Origin of the sequence: Erwinia sp. STN24, from assembly GCF_041320675.1 — a bacterium.
Classification (GTDB): Bacteria; Pseudomonadota; Gammaproteobacteria; order Enterobacterales; family Enterobacteriaceae; genus Erwinia; species Erwinia aeris.
The window spans coordinates 1,345,659-1,362,965 of the sequence record NZ_JBGGPM010000001.1; the positions used below are offsets into that span (position 1 = coordinate 1,345,659).

The window sequence follows — 17,307 nt, forward strand, 5'->3', positions numbered from 1 at the left end:
AATCAGCAATTCTGCGTGGATACTATGAACGATATCGTGGCCTTTCTGGCCGTTGCCCGGGCGCAAAGCTTTACCAAAGCCGCCGCCGGTCTTGGCGTCAGCCCTTCGGCGCTGAGCCATACCATTCGCAATCTGGAAGAACGGCTGGGCGTGCGCCTGCTGGCGCGCACCACGCGCAACGTTGCGCCTACCGAAGCCGGCGAGCGTCTGTTGCAGTCGGTTGGGCCGCTTTTCGATCAGATTAACAGCGAAATTGACAGCATTGGCGAGCTGCGCCATACGCCTGCCGGTAATATTCGCATCACCTGCTCAGACGACGCGGCGGAAAATTTGCTGCGGCCGATACTGCCCGCGTTTTTCAACACCTATCCTGATATCAGCGTAGAGATCTGCATTGATTACGGCTTTACCAATATTGTCAGCGAGCGTTTTGATGCCGGTATTCGTTTAGGCGAATCGATCAGCCGGGATATGATCGCCGTGCGCCTCGGGCCGGACTGGCGTCTGTCCGTGGTCGGCGCGCCGGACTATTTCCGCCGCAATCCACACCCTGTCGTTCCGCAGGATCTGACCGCCCATCGCTGTATTAATATCCGGCATTCGGTCGGCGGCAGTATTTACGCCTGGGAATTTGAAAAAGACGGGAAAAAACTGAATATCAAGGCCAACGGCCCGCTGTTGTGCAACAGCAATATTCATATCCTGAACGGCGCGCTGGACGGTATCGGCCTGGCCTGCATCCCGGATTTTATGGCGAAACCCCATATTGAGGCGGGTCGGCTGGTAGAGGTTCTGGCGGACTGGTGCCCGACGTTTGAAGGATTTCATCTTTATTATCCCAACCGTCGCAACACTTCTTCGGCGTTTTCCGCCTTTGTGGAAGCGGTCAGGTATCGCGGGCCGCGCTGAGATGCGGTTATCCGGGCAGAACAGGCAAAACCCGTCCTGCCCGGTGATTAACCCTGGTGGCTAAAATGAAGCGCTACGGTTACAGCAGGTTTTTCTCGGCCAGATCCAGCGCAAAGTAGCTGAAGATCAGATCGGCGCCCGCACGCTTGATGGCGCCCAGGCTTTCCAGCACCACTTCGCGCTCGTTGATCGCCCCCGCCTGCGCGGCGAACTTCAGCATCGCGTACTCGCCGCTGACCTGGTAGGCCGCCAGCGGCAGCTCGGTACGTTCGCGCACGTCACGGATGATATCCAGATAGGCACCCGCTGGTTTTACCATCAGCGCGTCCGCGCCTTCAGCCTGGTCGATTAACGACTCGCGGATCGCTTCGCGGCGGTTCATCGGGTTCATCTGATAGGTTTTGCGATCGCCCTTCAGCGAGGTGCCTGCCGCTTCACGGAACGGGCCATAGAAGGAAGAGGCGAACTTGGTGGAGTAGGACATGATAGCCGTATCGGTAAAGCCCGCTTCATCCAGCGCGTGGCGGATAGCCGCGACCTGTCCATCCATCGCGGCGGAAGGCGCGATAAAGTCGGCACCCGCGCGCGCGGCGGCAACCGCCTGCTTGCCAAGGTTAATCAGCGTGGCGTCGTTGTCCACGCCATGATCGTGCAGCACGCCGCAGTGCCCGTGCGAGGTGTATTCGCAAAAACAGGTATCGGACATAACGATCATTTCCGGGACGGTCTCTTTACAGATACGGGACATGCGCGAAACCAGCCCGTTTTCCTGCCAGGTATCGCTGCCGTCGGCGTCGGTATGATGAGAGATGCCGAAGGTCATTACCGAACGGATGCCCGCTTTCGCGATGCGCTCGATCTCATAGGCCAGACGTTTTTCCGGAATACGCATCACGCCAGGCATGGCCTGAATCGCTTTATAGTCGTCCAGACCCTCTTCAACAAAGATCGGCAGCGCCAGATCGTTAATGCTGAGCGATGTTTCCTGAAACAGCGAGCGGAAGGAAGGCGTTTGACGCAGGCGTCGTGGACGAAGAATTGGGGATAGAGTCGACAAAACAACCTCGGTTTAGCAGATAGTCAGCGGCAGAGAGGCGCCGCAGGGATAAAAAGAAAGTCCGTTAACAGTATACCCACAGGCGCTTTCTGACAATGTCTGTCGCTTTTCTTCACTGGCGAACGGCACAGAATGCCTGGGTTGTTATCCGCGACGCCGCCTCTGTTGGCCGCGCTGAAATAAGTAACAGACAGGCGGTAATCCTGGTGAGAATTTTCATGATCGGACGCCATGACATCCTGAAATTATGCCCGGCCTTGTAAAGCCTCTGGCCACTAACGCTAATCGTTTTTCGGGTGTGGTTCAGCACTCAGTCATTTTGTGGGCTTATCAGTTCAGGCACGGCAAATGAAGGCGGACAAAAAGCAGTCCCATCCCTGAGCCGTAACGCTCATTCCGTAAATTGCAGTTCCAGACGGACGTTGCGCAGAACTGGCGCTAAAGACGTTTCGCCACGGACGGGTTTCGGCCTGACGGCCCATTTGCGCAAGCGTCCCTTTTTTTAGGTCTATACTCAGTGAGCCAGGTATATGATTTAAGTAGACAATTTGCTGTCACCGGGAAAAGGGAAACCTTAAATTTATAATATATAAGCTTGTTTTTGTTGTATTTTTTTCTGTGGCGCTTTGCATGATAAGTCAGCGTCCATATCACCCCTGACGACTATGGAGGCGTATCGATGGATTTTCTTGGCTGGACAGCCGCAACGGGCGGGCTTTTATTACTGATGTCGCTGGCATCAGGCTGGATCAATCGCGGCCCGATCACCACGTTTTCTCTCTACCTGATCGCCGGTGTAATTTGTGGCCCCTGGGTGCTGGATCTGCTGCATATCGATATTGCCGCTCATGCCGAACTGACCGCTCACCTTACCGAGATCGCAATGGCGGCCTCGCTGTTTATCACCGGCCTGAAACTCAGGCTGCCGTTCCGGCATCAGGGCTGGCGGCTGGGGATGCGGCTGGCTTTCCCCGGCATGCTGCTGACCGTGCTGGGTATGTCGCTGGCGGCACACTATCTGGTCGGGCTTTCGTGGCCGTTTGCCATCGCCTTTAGCGCCATCGTCGCGCCGACCGATCCCGTGCTGGCCAGCCTGATTTCCGTCAACGACGCCCGCGATGACGACAACCTGCGCGTGTCGCTCTCCAGCGAGGCCGGGATGAACGACGGCACCGCCCTGCCGCTGCTGATGCTGGCGGTGACGCTGCTGACCACGCAGCAGGAAATGACGCTGGATCTTTTCCGCCACTGGGCGTTAAAAGACGTGCTCTGGGGGATCACCGGCGGGCTGGGCATCGGCTTTGTGTTTGGTCGCTTTGTCGGCCAGTACGTCACGCATCTGCGCTACGCGCATAAAGATGTCGCCCCGAATGATTTCCTGGCGCTGGCGCTGATTGCGCTGAGCTATGCGGCGGCTCAGGCGCTGGACGCCTCCGGCTTCCTGGCCGCTTTTGCCGCTGGCGTGGGTCTGCGTCGGGCGGAAGTCAACGTTATCCGCCGCCAGCCTGCCGATGCGTTTGACGACAGCGACCATCGTCCACCGGCGGAGGTGCTGGTCAATCCGCATATCCGTCATGAGTCTCTTGATCCGGATCCGGCGCGCTCGGTAGGCCTGGTCGTCGGCGATGCGCTGTCGTTCGGGGATACCGTGGAACGCCTGTTTGCGGCCGGCATTATTATCGTGCTGGGCGTGACGCTGGCGCATCACTGGGATCCGGACGGGCTGCTGATGGCGCTGGTGCTGTTTGTATTTATCCGCCCTGCGGCAGTATGGCTCGGCACGACAGGCATTAAAGTGCCGTGGCAGCAGAAGATGATTATCGGCTGGCTGGGGATCAGGGGGATTGGCAGTATCAACTATATTGCCTGGGCCTATACGCACGGCGTGGCGGGCGAAGAGATGACGCGCATGGCGAATATCGCCTTTACGTTAATCGTTGCCAGCGTCATCGTGCATGGGATTTCGGTCACGCCGCTGCTCAACTGGCGGCAGGCCAAAATAGCCGCCGCCAAAGAGCAGGACGAATAAGCGTTATAACGCGCTGGAGAGTTTTTTCTTACAGTAGACCAGGCTGCTGTAAAGCGGGTTCAGATACCAGATAACCATCAGTTTGATATTGTTTCGCGTCAGTTGGCGTACCAGCGCGTTTACCCTGGGCTGGTACTCCTTCGGCACGGTCATATCATGCTCGCGCAACATTTTCAGGCAGCCGCTCATCACCGGAAAATAGTAATCATCCACCAGCGAACGTTCCACCGGCACGTTGGCGGCGCGGATAGCCTCTTCGGTACCTTCACGAGCGATAAAGTAGTTCTTCACCCAGGAAAAATCGCGCGTACGGACGGAAAGCGACGTCGTGGTATAGCGCTTAAAGTAGTAGGCTTCTGGCGTCACGAAAACCTGTTTTGCCTGCAAATAGAGGGTAAACATAAAAGGCGCGTCTTCGTGATTCTGGATCGGCAGAAAGCGGCTTTTGGTCCGGACAATCAGCTCGCGAGAGATAATGCTGGACCAGAGCACGCGATGCGCGGAGCCGCTGCCGTTCAGCTGCTCAATAAAGGCCGTGCCGCCGCTGTACACCCCTTTCAGGTTACGGGCGTGCGTGATCTCAGGCTTGCGCTCTGCCACCGGCACGTCCATAAACATTTTGGCGGCGAAGCAGAACATCTCCAGCTCCGGACAGGCGCGCTTTTCACGCAGGAAGTCGGCAAACAGCGTCGGGCCGGTGAGATCGTCGGCATCCATAAAGTAGATGAAGTCGCCGGTGGCCAGCTCCAGCCCTTTATTCCTGGCGGCGCTGACGCCGCCGTGCGCGTTACGCACCAGCTGAATACGCGGATCGCGCTGGCAATACTCTTCAATCAGCCGATCGGTACCGTCGGTCGAGCCATCGTCGATAATAATAATCTGCTGCGGTACTACCGTTTGTTGCAGCAGCGAATCAACAGCCTCGCTCAGATCGGCCCGGCCATTATAGACGGGCATAATCACGGACAGCGTAGGCTGCGCCAGATCGTCCTGGTTACTCATCTTTCACCTCGCAGGTTCAGCCGACGGAAAGTTACATTTTTAAGGTAGTCGCCTACTTTACTGTGCAGCAGGCAGCAGATAACCAGGTTCACAAAACCGATCAGCCCCAGGTAGAGCAGGTTCAGCCAGCGGTTATCGTTCCACTCGAAAGGGATCGACAGCGTAAGGAAGGTCACGCAGGCGGAAACGGCCCAGATCAGCAGCACGTCGCGGGTCAGCCACTGCATATGGATCGTCGGCGCAAACTTCCTGTGCACAATCCATGACCAGACCAGCAGGTAGAAAATGTTTTGCGCAACCCACACGATGCCGGTACCCAGCGCGCCATAGTGGATGGCCGCAAAAATATTCAGCGGGATCAGGATAATGGCAAACAGCGTAAAGCCTTTCATATGCAGCGACAGGTTGCCGTTCACATACTGCAAATTATAAAGCAGGCCGACAATCGCCTGCACGCCGCTGCCCAGCGCATACAGCGTCATTACCAGCGACATCTGCTCGCCAATCTGCGCGTTCTGCGTCCAGGCCCAAATCAGCTGGGTTGGATAGAAAGCGATGGTCAGGCTGAGCGGCGCCATAAAGATGCTTACCGCCTGGGTTGTCCAGCGATACAGCTTCAGCGTTTCCTGCTCGCCGTTCTCGCTCTTGGTACGCATCCCCGTCATGCGCGGCACAATCGCCTGCATAATCGGGCTGCTGAGCATCACGATGCCGGTTGCCGCCGTCGCCACCACGGTAAAGGAACCGTAGGTCGCCAGCGGCAGCGTTTTGGACAGCACCAGACGGTCAATCTGCGAAATAAACGTCCAGATGGCGCTGGAAAAAGCCGCGCCGACGGCAAAGCGCAGGAAAGGCTTCAGCACGCCTTTCAGGTTATCCACCCTGGTGTTGCGATCGCTTTTAGGCACCAGCTGGTAGGATTTGCGAATGCAGAAGAAGGCCTCGCCCAGTGAAATCAACAGCTGCCAGCAGAAGAAGAAGATGACCGGGTTCGACGCGAAACGAATAACGAACACCGCGCCAAAGGTGCGCAGCGTAATCACCACCAGGTTCAGCGCGTTCAGCCAGACCTGATGTTCATAGCCGACAATTACGCTGCGATAAGGCCCGATACGCCAGCGGATAGCGGCGGTCAGCACCATGATGCCGACGGCAATCACCAAATCCTGATGCGGGATAGTTTTCGCATGCAGCCAGTGCGAGGCGACATAAGGCGAGGCGAACCAGCCCATCACCACCAGCACGGCGGAAGAGATCAGAAAGAACTTACCCAGCGTAGCGAACAGCGAGGGAAACCACGGGTTTTGCTCCCGATCGGCGCGATAGCGGGCCGCCTCACGCAACAGCGTGGTGGAAATCCCCACGTCCAGCAGCTGTAGCCAGGTCAACAGGATCGAGAAAAAGCCGATAAGGCCGTAAATCTCCATGCCCAGTTGATGAATATATAAGGGTACGACCAGTATCCCGGCAAGCGTGATATAAATCTGACCGACATAATTCGCAACCGCATTACGCTTAATCGACATAATCTCTTCTATCGTGCTCGGTTTATCATTTATCAATAACGCAGACTAACAAATCGCTGCCCGAACTACATCCGGGAAATAGTCTTAAAAGCGCGATGCGCGGTGCCCGAAGCCACGCCTGAATAGTACCGCCCGGCAACAGGTTGTTATAAAAGAATGCGGCAAGCTTGTATCTTTAACGTCCAATACAGGCTATTAAAAAAATAGTAAATCTGAGATAAAAAAGGCTGAACAATCATTATCCGCTTTTTACATTCTGCCGGGCCATTTTTATCTGGAGCGATGTCGTGAGCATGGCGAAAGTCATGGCCGACAAGGTTTAGCGGGTGGCCCTGATGCTGAGACAGGCTTTTAGTTTCTTCTGGCCCTTGCCGGCTGCCCGACGCGGCGGCCTCGTCCGGCAACAGAAAAAGGCGGCTTATGGATAGCGAAAAGCTGCGCGGAGTGAAGCCTGAAGCCAACCGGCAGCGCGCGCAAATTCAGCCTCTGGCGAAAAATCCCCCCAATCGGCCCTGATGGGGATCCCGACCTGTCATAAGCGCGGACAGTTAACCCGTTTTCAGCTCACGCTTCCACCGGCTTATTTTCAATTCGGACCAATGAATGCTGAGCGCTTTAAGGCACAGAAAAACCGATGCTAACTCAATCGTTATTTTTTATGCCTCGTTTTATTAATTAGTTTAAAAAAACCTGGACGACCGTGATAAAAAAACACACCAATACGATTAAAGATAAAAATAAATATCATCTTCTTTACTATTTTACCCGCATAAAATAAAAATGACCTGAATAAGAAAATAAAAATGTGAATCAGCTTGTTGTAGGATAGCGATAATAAAAATCACTACTCTTTTAGTTTAAGCGCCGTATCCGTGCTTTTCCCTGCCGTTCCCGAGGGTGTTTGCCCGCCATGCGGAAATTTTCAACCTGCTGTTTTTACTGTGATTTTATCAAAATAACGGTTTTATCCCTGCCAGGAGCTGGCCTGGCGCAACCGTGATGGGGCGCATAAAGCGCGCGGCCGGCCGTCTCTTTTTCCGCTGTTTCTGCCACAGATAGGCAGGCTGCCACGACTAACGTGACAGAGATCACATTCAATCTTCTGACGCATAATTCCGCCTCTGCCACCTCAGCCAACCGCGGCCGGGATTTATGCTAGCCTCAAAGTAGAGGGAGTGTTGCCGTCCTGAGAGTGGGTTGATAAAAAACATGAAAATATCAGAGAGTTTTCGCAGCCATTTTATCCGCGAAGTGCTTATACCTTTGGTGCTGGTGTTATTAATTATTTTTACTGCGGCAACGTTTACGGTCTGGTGGGCCACCGCGAAAACCAATCGCGACGCCGCTCACCAGCAGCAGCAGATTATCGAGACTTCGCTGACGCAAAGCCTGACGGAAATGATCAAACAGAATCGCAGCCTGGCGCTGTGGCAGCCGCTTGGCCGTCGTCTGGATCGCGCGCTACAGGATACGCCCTGGCTGAACCAGAACGTCGGCACCTGGCTGTCGACCATGTTCGGCCACCAGCTTATCTATATTCTTGATGAGGAAGATCGTCCGGTGTATCGCTGGGAGTGGGATAAAAACGTCCCTGTGGCGCAGTTCGAACATCTGCGTCAGCCGATCAATGAGCTATCGGCCCGGCTTAAAACCCCTTTTGCCAGCGGCGGACACGCCGAAGCGATCGACTTTACCCTGATCGATAAACGGCCCGCTGCGCTCGCCATCAGCATTATTGACGACGGCTACGGCGGCAGCGGGCGTTTTCGGCTGGTGAGCGTAAAATATCTGGACGCCAGCTATCTCAATTCCCTCTCTCAACGCAGCCTGCTGCACGATCTGCACTACGCCGACGGCAAGCCGATGAAAACGGGCGCTAACTATTTATTAAAAAATCACCTCGGCGACGCGCTGGGCTATATCAGCTGGCGCCCGGCCGCGCCCGGCACGCAAATGTTTCAGGTTATCGGCCCGGTCGGGCTGGCAATGGTGCTGATTATCACGCTGATCTGCGGAGTGATGATCCGCCGCCTGTGGCTGTCCTCGCTCAAGCTCTCACAGTCGCTGCTTCAGCTGAGCGCCAGCGAGGCGCAGGCGCAGCATCTGGCTTTCCACGACGTGCTGACCGGCCTGCCTAATCGCGCGCTGGTTGAGGAACGGCTGACGCAGGCGCTGGGCAAGCTGAACCGCAGTCCTGAACATGTCGCGCTGCTGCTGCTGGATCTCGACCGTTTTAAACAGGTTAATGACACCTATGGGCACCATGCGGGAGACGAGCTGATTATCGACGTGGGGCATCGCCTTAGTCAGGAGGTCAGAGAAGCCGATACCGTAGGCCGGCTTGGCGGCGACGAATTTGTGGTTATCGTGGAAGGGATCACCGCGTTCAGCGATATTCAGAAGCTGTGCGAGCGGATCATTGCCTCGCTGGCGCGGCCTTTTACGCTGCTGGGCAGTGAAACCTGGATAGGCGTCAGTATTGGCGTGGCGATGGCGCCTCAGGATGCGAGCGATCGGCTGGAAATGATGCGTAAAGCGGATATCGCGCTGTACGAGGCCAAAAGCCAGGGGCGCGGTCAGTATCGCGTGTTTGATAACTCGATGGATGAACAGGTCAAAACGCGCCAGCTGATTGCGGCTGATTTACGCGCCGCGCTGCAAAACAAGCGCGATCTGGCCGTTTACTATCAGCCGCTGATGGATATTTCCGGGCAGCAAGTCGTGGGTCTGGAAGCGCTGATGCGCTGGCATCATCCGCAGCGCGGCGTGATTTCGCCCGGCGAATTTATTCCGCTGGCGGAGGAAATGGGCCTGATTATCCAGATTGGCGAATGGGTGCTGCGTGAAGCCTGCCGCGTGTCGCTGGCGTGGCCCGATATCTCCATGGCCATTAATGTCTCCCCTTTACAGTTTCGTTCAGCGGGCTTTGTGGAGCGGTTTAAAGCCATCGTCCAGCAGGAAAAAACGCTGCCTTCCCGTATTGAGCTGGAAATTACCGAAGGCGTGCTGATTGAGGATGAGAAAGGCGCGCAGGAGATTATGCGCGCGCTGCGTGAAGCGGGTTTCCGTATCGCGCTGGATGATTTCGGCACGGGCTACTCCAGTCTGAATTACCTGAGTCATTTCTCGGTGGATAAAATCAAAATCGACCGCTCCTTTACCCAGTCGCTGGGCGTGACGGAGAACTCAACCGCCATCATCGAATCGGTGGTAAGACTGGGCCAGGCAATGGGGCTGACCGTAACCGCAGAAGGCGTGGAAACCAACAGCCAGATGGCGGCGCTGGCGGAGGCGGGTTGTAATGAGCTACAGGGCTACCTTTTTTCGCAGGCCGTATCGGAACAGGAAATTGCTGCGCTGCTGGCTCCCGATAAAGCCAGCTAACGCAGCGTGACAACGTCACCTTCTTATTGACGCCGCGCCCGTTCATTAACGACGCGCGGCGCAGGATGTTAAAAGAAACCCAGCGGTTCGGTGCTGTAGCTGACCAGCAGGTTTTTGGTTTGCTGATAGTGATCGAGCATCATTTTATGCGTTTCCCGCCCGATGCCGGACTTTTTGTAGCCGCCAAACGCCGCGTGTGCCGGATACAGATGATAGCAGTTGGTCCAGACGCGCCCTGCCCTAATCGCCCTGCCAACCCGATAAGCGCGGTTGATATCGCGCGTCCAGACGCCCGCGCCCAGCCCATAGATCGAGTCGTTGGCAATGGCGATAGCTTCCGCCTCATCTTTAAAGGTCGTGATGCCTACAACAGGCCCGAAAATCTCCTCCTGGAACACGCGCATACTGTTGTTGCCCTTGAGCAGCGTGGGCTGAATGTAATAGCCGCCGGCCAGATCGTCGTCCAGCTTCTCCACGCCGCCGCCGGTCAGCACCTCTGCGCCTTCCTGCCGCGCAATGTCCAGATAAGAGAGAATTTTATCAAACTGCTGCTGCGAAGCCTGCGCGCCGATCATGGTGTCGGTATCCATAGGATCGCCGCGCCTGATGGTTTTAATTCTTTTTAATACCGCTTCCATAAAGGGCGCATAAATGGATTCCTGCACCAGCGCGCGCGAAGGACAGGTGCATACCTCGCCCTGATTCAGAAAGCCCAGCACCACGCCTTCCGCCGCTTTCTCTATAAAAGAAGGCTCGGCCTGCATGATGTCCTCAAAGAAGATGTTCGGTGACTTGCCGCCCAGCTCAACCGTTGAAGGAATAAGGTTTTTCGCCGCCAGCTCCAGGATATGGCCGCCGGTAGCGGTAGAGCCGGTAAAGGCGATTTTGGCGATGCGCGGATTGCCCGCCAGCGCCTCGCCCGCTTCACGACCAAAGCCATGCACTACGTTCAGCACGCCTTTCGGCAGCAGGTCGGCGATCAGCTCGACAAACAGCGTGATTGACAGCGGCGTCTGCTCCGCCGGTTTCAGCACCACACAGTTGCCCGCGCCGAGCGCCGGTGCCAGCTTCCAGGCCGCCATCAGCAGTGGAAAGTTCCACGGGATAATCTGGCCGACTACGCCCAGCGGTTCGTGAAAATGGTAGGCGGCGGTAAACTCGTCGATTTCCGCCGCCGTGCCTTCCTGCGCGCGCAGGCAGCCCGCGAAATAGCGAAAATGATCGACCGCCAGCGGCAGATCCGCCGCCAGCGTCTCGCGTACCGGTTTGCCATTGTCCCAGCTTTCGTTGACGGCCAGATATTCCAGCTTCTCTTCCAGCCGATCGGCGATTTTCAGCAGCGTCAGCGAACGCGACTGGACGGAAGTTTTGCCCCAGGCTTCTGCCGCCGCGTGCGCCGCATCGATGGCGTTTTCAACATCCACCTTATCTGAACGAGGGAACTCGCCGATGGTCGAGCCGTTAACCGGTGACGTATTGGTAAAGTAATTACCGTTTACCGGCGCAACAAACTCGCCGTTGATAAAATTGCCGTAGTGCGATTTCAGCACGATTAAGGAATCCTGACTGCCCGGATATGCGTAGCGCATGATCGTCTCTCCGCGATAATTAACAATTAAACAACTTGAAATTAACATTAACAGAACAGGAGAAATTGACAGCCGGGCCGGGCGGAAAGTGTGACCGCGCCGAAAGGAAAGCGCTAAAGCGAGGAAAGAGGACGGCAGAGCCGCCCCGTTGCGTCAGGCGAGGCGCGCTATCGCGCGCGGCTGCTGACAAAAATTCTGCAAAAGCCGCAGCGGCCAGCTGGGTTCGGGGAGCGCTTCGCCAGCGGCTTCGCGCCTTGAGCTGTTTTGCTGACAGGCCGCCATAATCGCCGCCGTAAACTCGGGATGGAACTGCACCGAGAGCGCCTGTGGGCTGTAGCGAACGATCTGACACGGATCCATCACGGAAGAGGCCAGCACCCGCGCACCGGTCGGCGGTCGCAGCACCGACTGACGATGAGAAAGCCACGCGGAAAACTGCCCCGGCAGCGCGCCCAGCAATGCATCTTCAGCGCCCTCTTCGTGACGGGTGATCTGCTGCACGCCCCCTTCCCAGCCACGCGGATTATCGCCCACCTTGCCGCCCAGCGCATAAGCCATGAGCTGATGACCATAGCAGACGCCCAGCAGCGGCAGCTGATGATCCATAGCGCTGCGTATCCAGGCGGCCGTACGCTCGCTCCACTCCGCATGATCGGTGACCATCGCCCAGGAGCCGGAGAGAATGGCCCCCGACAGCAAAGCGGGATCGGGCAGCGCTTCGCCCAGATCGGGACGCACGATCAGCCAGGCATCCGGCTGTAAACCCGCAGCGGCGATAAACCAGTGCTGCTGCTCGCCCACCCGGGCCATAACGCCCGCAGGCGGCGTTTCAAACTGGATAATAGCGAAAGGAAGCGCGTTCATTGTCTGGCAATCTCCTTATGCGGCTGATTCGGAATCTTACAAGAAAAAAGGGCCTTCACGCTTAACATCATGGCGATTCGTGCCATCATAGGCTAATGATTAAACACACTAAAGGATTGCGTTGTGGCTGTACGTCATTTTTTCCTGATTTTGCTGGTGGTCACCACCTGGGCTTTCAATAACATTGCGGTAAAATGGGGGCTTGGCGAGGTGCCGCCGCTGTTTCTGACGCTGATGCGCTTTGTGGTGGTGGCGCTGATCCTGGTTCCTTTTACCCGCGTTACGCGTGAACAGCTGCGCTATCTGGTGCCGCTGGCCTTTACCTTTGGCTTTATGCACTTCTCGCTGCTGTTTCTCAGCCTGAAATATACCGACGCGGGCACAGGCGCCATCGTGGTGCAGCTGGGTACGCCTTTCGCGATGATCCTGGCGATGATTTTTTTGCAGGAAAAACTGTCGCTGGTACAGATGTTGGGCATCGCCATTTCGCTGAGCGGCGTGGTGGTACTGGCGGGCAGCCCGACCATTCCAACATGGTGGGTGCTGTGCCTGCTGCTTTGCAGCGCGGTGGGCTGGGCCGTCAGCAACCTTATCGTGAAGAAATCCCCGTCGATCAAGCCGCTTACCATGACCGGCTGGCTCTCTTTTCTGGCGATCCCCATCGTGGGCCTCTCGTCCTTCTTTATGGAAAGCGGTCAGCTGACCAGCCTGGTTAACGCTTCATGGCGAGGCTGGTTCGCGATTTTGTACAGCGCAATCTGCTCTTCCATCGTCGCCTATTCGCTGTGGTATGGCCTGCTGCGCACCTATAACGTCAATCTGATTATGCCCTATTCCCTGCTGACACCGGTGCTGTCGGTGATTATGGGCGTGCTGGTGCTGGGCGACAGCATGAATATCTTTAAGGTTTTCGGCTCGCTGCTGGTGGTGGCCGGCACGGCGATTGCGGTGATCAACCTGCGCAACCTGAGGATGCACGCCCGCCTGCCAAAGCTGAAGCGGCTGCGCTAGCGACCGCCGATCTTCATTGCTATGGTTAAATTAAAGGAGGAAGCAATGACGACCCGGTTAACCGCACAATGCTGGCAACAGCTCTGGCAGGCATTACGCAATGACGACGCGCCCGATGTCCATTTTATCGGCGAGCAGCGTCTCCCTTCCGCCTTTCCGGTCACCGAGCTGGCGGCCACCAGCATGGCGCTGGCGATGCAGGCGGCCGCAGCCCTGACCGGCAATCCCGCCCGTCAGCGCGTCGATATGCGCCTGGCGTCCCGCTGGTTTCAACACAGCTTTCAGCCCGTAAACCGCTCTGCGCCCTCGCTGTGGGATGCCTTTGCCGGAGACTACGCCGCCGCAAACGGCTGGATCCGCCTGCACACCAACGCGCCGCATCACCGGGCGGCGATGGAAAACGTGCTGGGCACGCACGCCAGCCGCGCCGATTTGGCGCAGGCCGTCAGCCGCTGGGACAAAACCGCGCTTGAACAGGCGGTGATTGACGCGGGCGGCTGTGCGGCAGAGATGCGCAGCGTGGAAGCCTGGCGGCAGCACCCACAGGGGCAAAGCGTACGGCACGAGCCGCTGATAGCGCAAAGCGTACAGCCGCAGGCCGCCGCGCCGGGCTGGGCGCTGCCAGGGCTGCGGCCGCTGCAAGGCGTCAGGGTGCTGGATCTGACCCGAATTATCGCCGGGCCGGTCGCCACGCGCTTTCTGGCCGGGCTGGGCGCCGACGTGCTGCGGCTCGATCCGCCGGGCTGGCAGGAGCCGACGCTGGAGGAGGAAGTCACGCTGGGCAAACGCTGCGCGCGCCTCGATTTAAAGTCGGCGGCAGGCAGGCAGATTTTTGCACAGCTGCTGGGCCAGGCGGATATTCTGATCCACGGCTATCGTGCCGATGCGCTGAGCGCGCTGGGGTATGATACGGAGGCACGACAAAAGCTTTCTCCTGGCCTGATCGACGTCAGCCTGAACGCCTGGGGCTGGACGGGGCCGTGGCGCAACCGGCGCGGTTTTGACAGCCTGGTGCAGATGGGCTGCGGCATAGCGGAAACCGGCCGTCAGTGGCAGCACAGCGAGAAACCGGTGCCTCTGCCGGTACAGGCGCTCGACCATGCTACCGGCTATCTGATGGCCGCCGCCGCACTGGAAGGTATGCGGCTCAGGCTGCAAAACGGCACGGGCTTCAGCGCCAGGCTGTCGCTGGCCCGCACTGCCTGCCTGCTGACCGATAATCCTTATCCCGAGGCGATGCAGCCCAAAAGGCTGGTTAGCGCACAACCGCATGATAACAATGTCGAAACGGAGATAAACGCCTGGGGGATCGGCCTGCGCCTTAAACCGCCGGTGGAGCTGCCCGGCACGCCGCTGGTTTGGTCTGCTTCCGCCTCGCCGTTGGGTTCTGCGCGCGCAGCGTGGCGGGATTAACCCGCTGGCTACGCGCCTGTTAGCTAATAAAGTAAAGCCAGATGACCGGGCCGTTTCGCGCACCTGTTAACTGACAAAGTACAGCAAGACGATCGGCCCGCTTTGCGCACCTGTTAACTGATAAAGTAAAGCCAGTATCGCCGGGCGCGGTACTGGCTTTACTCAGTGACTACCGGCAGAAACCAGGTCAGCCGGATTGTCCGCAGCTTTACGCTTCGTCTTCTTCCGCCAGCTCGTCGCGCATCGCCTGAATCGCTTCGCGACTTAGCGCGGCCAGCGTACGGTAAAACGGCGTATCGGCCCAGGCTTCCACCTTGCCCAGGAACTGACCGCACCACGGCAGCAGATAGTCGTCGAACAGCGTAATTTGCGCCTGTACCTCATCCTCCTGCGACTGATCCTCCAGCCAGGAAGCGGCCAGCAGCAGCGAGCCAAACCGATCGGCCGGGCCTTCGCCAAGCGGCATGCCACGGCTCTGCAAAAACGCCCGCACTTCGCTCTCCTGCGGGCCGTTTTCCCACTTTGAACCCTCCGGCGACACCTTGCAGTCGCTGCCGACAAACAGCGCGTTATAGTCAGCGGCCAGCGCCTGCGGATCGCTGTTCTGCTGCAAACGCGTCAGCAACTCGTCCTGCTCCAGCGGCCACTGCTGCTGCAGCTTGCCCTCGCGCAACAGCGTAAACAGCGGCACCAGCAGCGGATCCTGCGGCTGGCGGTTATAGAGCGAGCCAAGGATGCGGCAGATAATCGAAAATTCATTCATCGGGATGGGTCCATAGCGTTAAGCGTGACAACGTCACAGGTCAGCAAATTCTGTAATGGTCGTGCCGGTTCTGCGCTGTAAAAAATCCAGCAGGCGGCGCGGCGTGACATTTAATACGCGTTCTTCAGGAAAATCCACTTCCTTCATGATCCGCAGACAATGCTCAAAATTGCCCAGCGTAAAGGCAGTATGGGAATCCGAGCCGCAGGCAATCCAGCCGCCGGCATCGCGTACTGCGGCTGCAATAGCACGACAGTTAGGCTCGCTACCCTTGCGCGAGTGGGTAAAAGAGGAGTTGTTCAGCTCCAGCGCCACCTCATATTTTGCGGCGGCCTCGGCAATAGCAGGAATATCAACAGGGTACTTCGGGTTGCCCGGATGGCTGATGATATGCACGTTGCCGCTGGCCATGGCGGCGATCATCGCTTCGGTATTGGTCGCCTTGTCGCGCGGTGCGAAAACCGGCTCGTGAAAGCCTGCCACCACGATATCCATGGCCTCCATCATCGGCCCGGTGCAGTCGATATCGCCCGCCAGGTTTTTAATATTGGCTTCAATACCGCGCAGGATGCCAATGCCGTCCACCACGCGCGGCCAGACTCGCATATTGATAAAATGCCAGTGGTGCGGCGCATCGGCCATATCGGGGCCGTGATCGGTGATCGCCAGCAGTTTGACGCCGCAGGTTTGCGCCTGCTGGACGTAGTCACGCAGCGTGCTATAGGCATGGGTGCTGGCAACGGTGTGCATATGAAGATCGACAGGGTACATAATTTCTCCTTGTTGACGGGCACTCGGCCCGGACGAGTTAGTAGCCTCGCGCCAGATCGACCTGACCGGCGGGCATATCACCCGCTTCACGCTGGCGGATGGCGTCAGCAATGTAGTCCATAGCTTCCTCCGGCAAGGTGACAGCCGCATTATGCGGCGTGATGGCGATAGCCGGATGCGTCCAGAAAGGATGATCCTGCGCCAGCGGCTCCTGCGCGAAGACATCCAGCGCCGCCGCCTTGATTTCGCCCGCCGCCAGCGCCGCCAGCAGATCTTCTTCCACCAGATGCGCGCCGCGCGCCAGATTAATCAGATAAGCCTCCGGCTGAAGCTGACTCAGTAAACCACGGTTCAGAATGCCGACGGTTTGCGGCGTGTTCGGCAACAGGTTAATCACCACGCGGGTGCCGGAAAGAAACTCGCTCAGCTGCGCTTCGCCGTGGAAACTGGTGACGCCCGGCAGCGTTTTCGGCGTACGGCTCCAGCAGCGCACCGGAAAACCCCAGTAGCGCAGGCTTTCCGCCACGCTGCGCCCCAACACGCCCGCGCCCAGAATGCCGATGGTAAAGGCGTCCCGGCCAGGGTTGCGCAGCGGCTGCCACAGCGCCTGGCTTTTCTGCTGCTGATAGTCGTTAAAGCGGCGGAACCAGCCCAGCACGTGCCAGACCGCATATTCCTGCATCTGGCGCCCCATGCCGGTATCCTCCAGACGAAACAGCGGCACGCCAGCCGCCAGCATCTGCGGATGTTCGCGCAGCTGGTTGAGAATATCATCCACGCCCGCGCCCAGCGCAAAAACGCCTTTTAAATCCGTACGGCCCTGCAGCATCGCTACCGGCGGCTGGCGCACCAGCGCGTAATCTGCAGGAGCCCGATCGCCCGGTGTCCATTCACGCACGCGGGCCTGCGGCAAACGCTGCTCTAATCCGGCCTGCCATTTTTTTGCATTAAAGGAAGGATGATAAAAAATGATATCCACGCGGCTTCTC

13 protein-coding genes are annotated in these 17,307 nt (G+C 57.6%); 5 read left to right on the forward strand and 8 right to left on the reverse strand.

Features of this window, described 5'->3' with window-relative positions; genetic code table 11:
* Window positions 1-24: 24 nt before the first annotated feature.
* Window positions 25-909, forward strand: coding sequence for a LysR family transcriptional regulator (locus ACA373_RS06525; RefSeq protein WP_253461292.1), 885 nt, complete (start codon window positions 25-27; stop codon window positions 907-909).
* A gap of 79 nt (window positions 910-988) precedes the next feature.
* Here ACA373_RS06525 and hemB read toward each other — a convergent pair whose 3' ends face one another.
* Window positions 989-1,966 carry a porphobilinogen synthase gene (hemB, locus tag ACA373_RS06530; protein ID WP_253460606.1) on the reverse strand — a complete coding sequence of 326 codons (978 nt, stop codon included), beginning with the start codon at window positions 1,964-1,966 and terminating at the stop codon, window positions 989-991.
* A 679-nt stretch (window positions 1,967-2,645) separates the two neighbouring features.
* On the opposite strand from hemB, the gene ACA373_RS06535 reads away from it, so the two are divergent.
* A complete protein-coding gene (locus ACA373_RS06535) occupies window positions 2,646-3,995 on the forward strand; it encodes a sodium:proton antiporter (RefSeq protein WP_253460603.1) in 1,350 nt (449 codons plus the stop codon).
* Window positions 3,996-3,998: 3 nt separating this feature from the next.
* On the opposite strand, the gene ACA373_RS06540 is transcribed toward ACA373_RS06535, so the two are convergent.
* Window positions 3,999-4,997 (reverse strand): glycosyltransferase, encoded by a 999-nt coding sequence (locus ACA373_RS06540; RefSeq protein ID WP_253460600.1) that lies wholly within the window; start codon window positions 4,995-4,997, stop codon window positions 3,999-4,001.
* Window positions 4,994-6,523, reverse strand: a complete 1,530-nt coding sequence (locus ACA373_RS06545) for a lipopolysaccharide biosynthesis protein (protein ID WP_253460597.1) — start codon at window positions 6,521-6,523, stop codon at window positions 4,994-4,996. Before ACA373_RS06545 ends, ACA373_RS06540 begins: the two co-directional genes overlap by 4 nt.
* Window positions 6,524-7,732: 1,209 nt before the next feature.
* Here ACA373_RS06545 and ACA373_RS06550 point away from each other — a divergent pair.
* Window positions 7,733-9,907: a putative bifunctional diguanylate cyclase/phosphodiesterase gene (locus ACA373_RS06550; protein ID WP_370734236.1), complete on the forward strand. Its 2,175-nt coding sequence runs from the start codon at window positions 7,733-7,735 to the stop codon at window positions 9,905-9,907.
* A 68-nt stretch (window positions 9,908-9,975) separates the two neighbouring features.
* Here ACA373_RS06550 and ACA373_RS06555 read toward each other — a convergent pair whose 3' ends face one another.
* Window positions 9,976-11,496 (reverse strand): aldehyde dehydrogenase family protein, encoded by a 1,521-nt coding sequence (locus tag ACA373_RS06555; protein ID WP_253460591.1) that lies wholly within the window; start codon window positions 11,494-11,496, stop codon window positions 9,976-9,978.
* 153 nt (window positions 11,497-11,649) lie between these two features.
* The gene (locus tag ACA373_RS06560; protein WP_370734237.1) at window positions 11,650-12,360 is read right to left on the reverse strand and encodes a glutamine amidotransferase; all 711 of its coding nucleotides are present in this window, start codon (window positions 12,358-12,360) and stop codon (window positions 11,650-11,652) included.
* Window positions 12,361-12,483: 123 nt separating this feature from the next.
* Here ACA373_RS06560 and ACA373_RS06565 point away from each other — a divergent pair, with 123 nt between their 5' ends.
* Complete coding sequence (locus tag ACA373_RS06565; RefSeq protein WP_370734238.1) at window positions 12,484-13,371, forward strand: DMT family transporter; 888 nt, start codon at window positions 12,484-12,486, stop codon at window positions 13,369-13,371.
* Between the two features lie 45 nt (window positions 13,372-13,416).
* Window positions 13,417-14,784 carry a CoA transferase gene (locus tag ACA373_RS06570; protein WP_370734239.1) on the forward strand — a complete coding sequence of 456 codons (1,368 nt, stop codon included), beginning with the start codon at window positions 13,417-13,419 and terminating at the stop codon, window positions 14,782-14,784.
* Window positions 14,785-14,992: 208 nt separating this feature from the next.
* Here the strand turns inward: ACA373_RS06570 and ACA373_RS06575 are convergent, their stop codons facing one another.
* From ACA373_RS06575 to ghrA, 3 genes are read right to left on the reverse strand one after another with little or no spacing between them, the layout of a single operon-like run.
* Complete coding sequence (locus ACA373_RS06575; RefSeq protein WP_253460579.1) at window positions 14,993-15,547, reverse strand: molecular chaperone; 555 nt, start codon at window positions 15,545-15,547, stop codon at window positions 14,993-14,995.
* Window positions 15,548-15,580: 33 nt separating this feature from the next.
* Entirely contained in the window at window positions 15,581-16,318 is a 738-nt protein-coding gene (locus ACA373_RS06580) for a phosphatase (RefSeq protein WP_253460576.1), read from the reverse strand.
* Between the two features lie 37 nt (window positions 16,319-16,355).
* Window positions 16,356-17,297, reverse strand: a complete 942-nt coding sequence (gene ghrA, locus ACA373_RS06585) for a glyoxylate/hydroxypyruvate reductase GhrA (protein WP_370734240.1) — start codon at window positions 17,295-17,297, stop codon at window positions 16,356-16,358.
* Between the last annotated feature and the right edge of the window lie 10 nt (window positions 17,298-17,307).

What these genes read in the sequence shown, in the direction of transcription:
- ACA373_RS06540 (WP_253460600.1), bottom strand. Translation starts at nt 4,997, where the DNA reads ATGAGTAACCAGGACGATCTGGCGCAGCCTACGCTGTCCGTGATTATG.
- ACA373_RS06580 (WP_253460576.1), bottom strand. Translation starts at nt 16,318, where the DNA reads ATGTACCCTGTCGATCTTCATATGCACACCGTTGCCAGCACCCATGCC.
- ACA373_RS06545 (WP_253460597.1), bottom strand. Translation starts at nt 6,523, where the DNA reads ATGTCGATTAAGCGTAATGCGGTTGCGAATTATGTCGGTCAGATTTAT.
- ACA373_RS06525 (WP_253461292.1), top strand. Translation starts at nt 25, where the DNA reads ATGAACGATATCGTGGCCTTTCTGGCCGTTGCCCGGGCGCAAAGCTTT.
- ACA373_RS06555 (WP_253460591.1), bottom strand. Translation starts at nt 11,496, where the DNA reads ATGCGCTACGCATATCCGGGCAGTCAGGATTCCTTAATCGTGCTGAAA.
- ACA373_RS06535 (WP_253460603.1), top strand. Translation starts at nt 2,646, where the DNA reads ATGGATTTTCTTGGCTGGACAGCCGCAACGGGCGGGCTTTTATTACTG.
- ACA373_RS06550 (WP_370734236.1), top strand. Translation starts at nt 7,733, where the DNA reads ATGAAAATATCAGAGAGTTTTCGCAGCCATTTTATCCGCGAAGTGCTT.
- ACA373_RS06570 (WP_370734239.1), top strand. Translation starts at nt 13,417, where the DNA reads ATGACGACCCGGTTAACCGCACAATGCTGGCAACAGCTCTGGCAGGCA.
- ACA373_RS06560 (WP_370734237.1), bottom strand. Translation starts at nt 12,360, where the DNA reads ATGAACGCGCTTCCTTTCGCTATTATCCAGTTTGAAACGCCGCCTGCG.
- ACA373_RS06575 (WP_253460579.1), bottom strand. Translation starts at nt 15,547, where the DNA reads ATGAATGAATTTTCGATTATCTGCCGCATCCTTGGCTCGCTCTATAAC.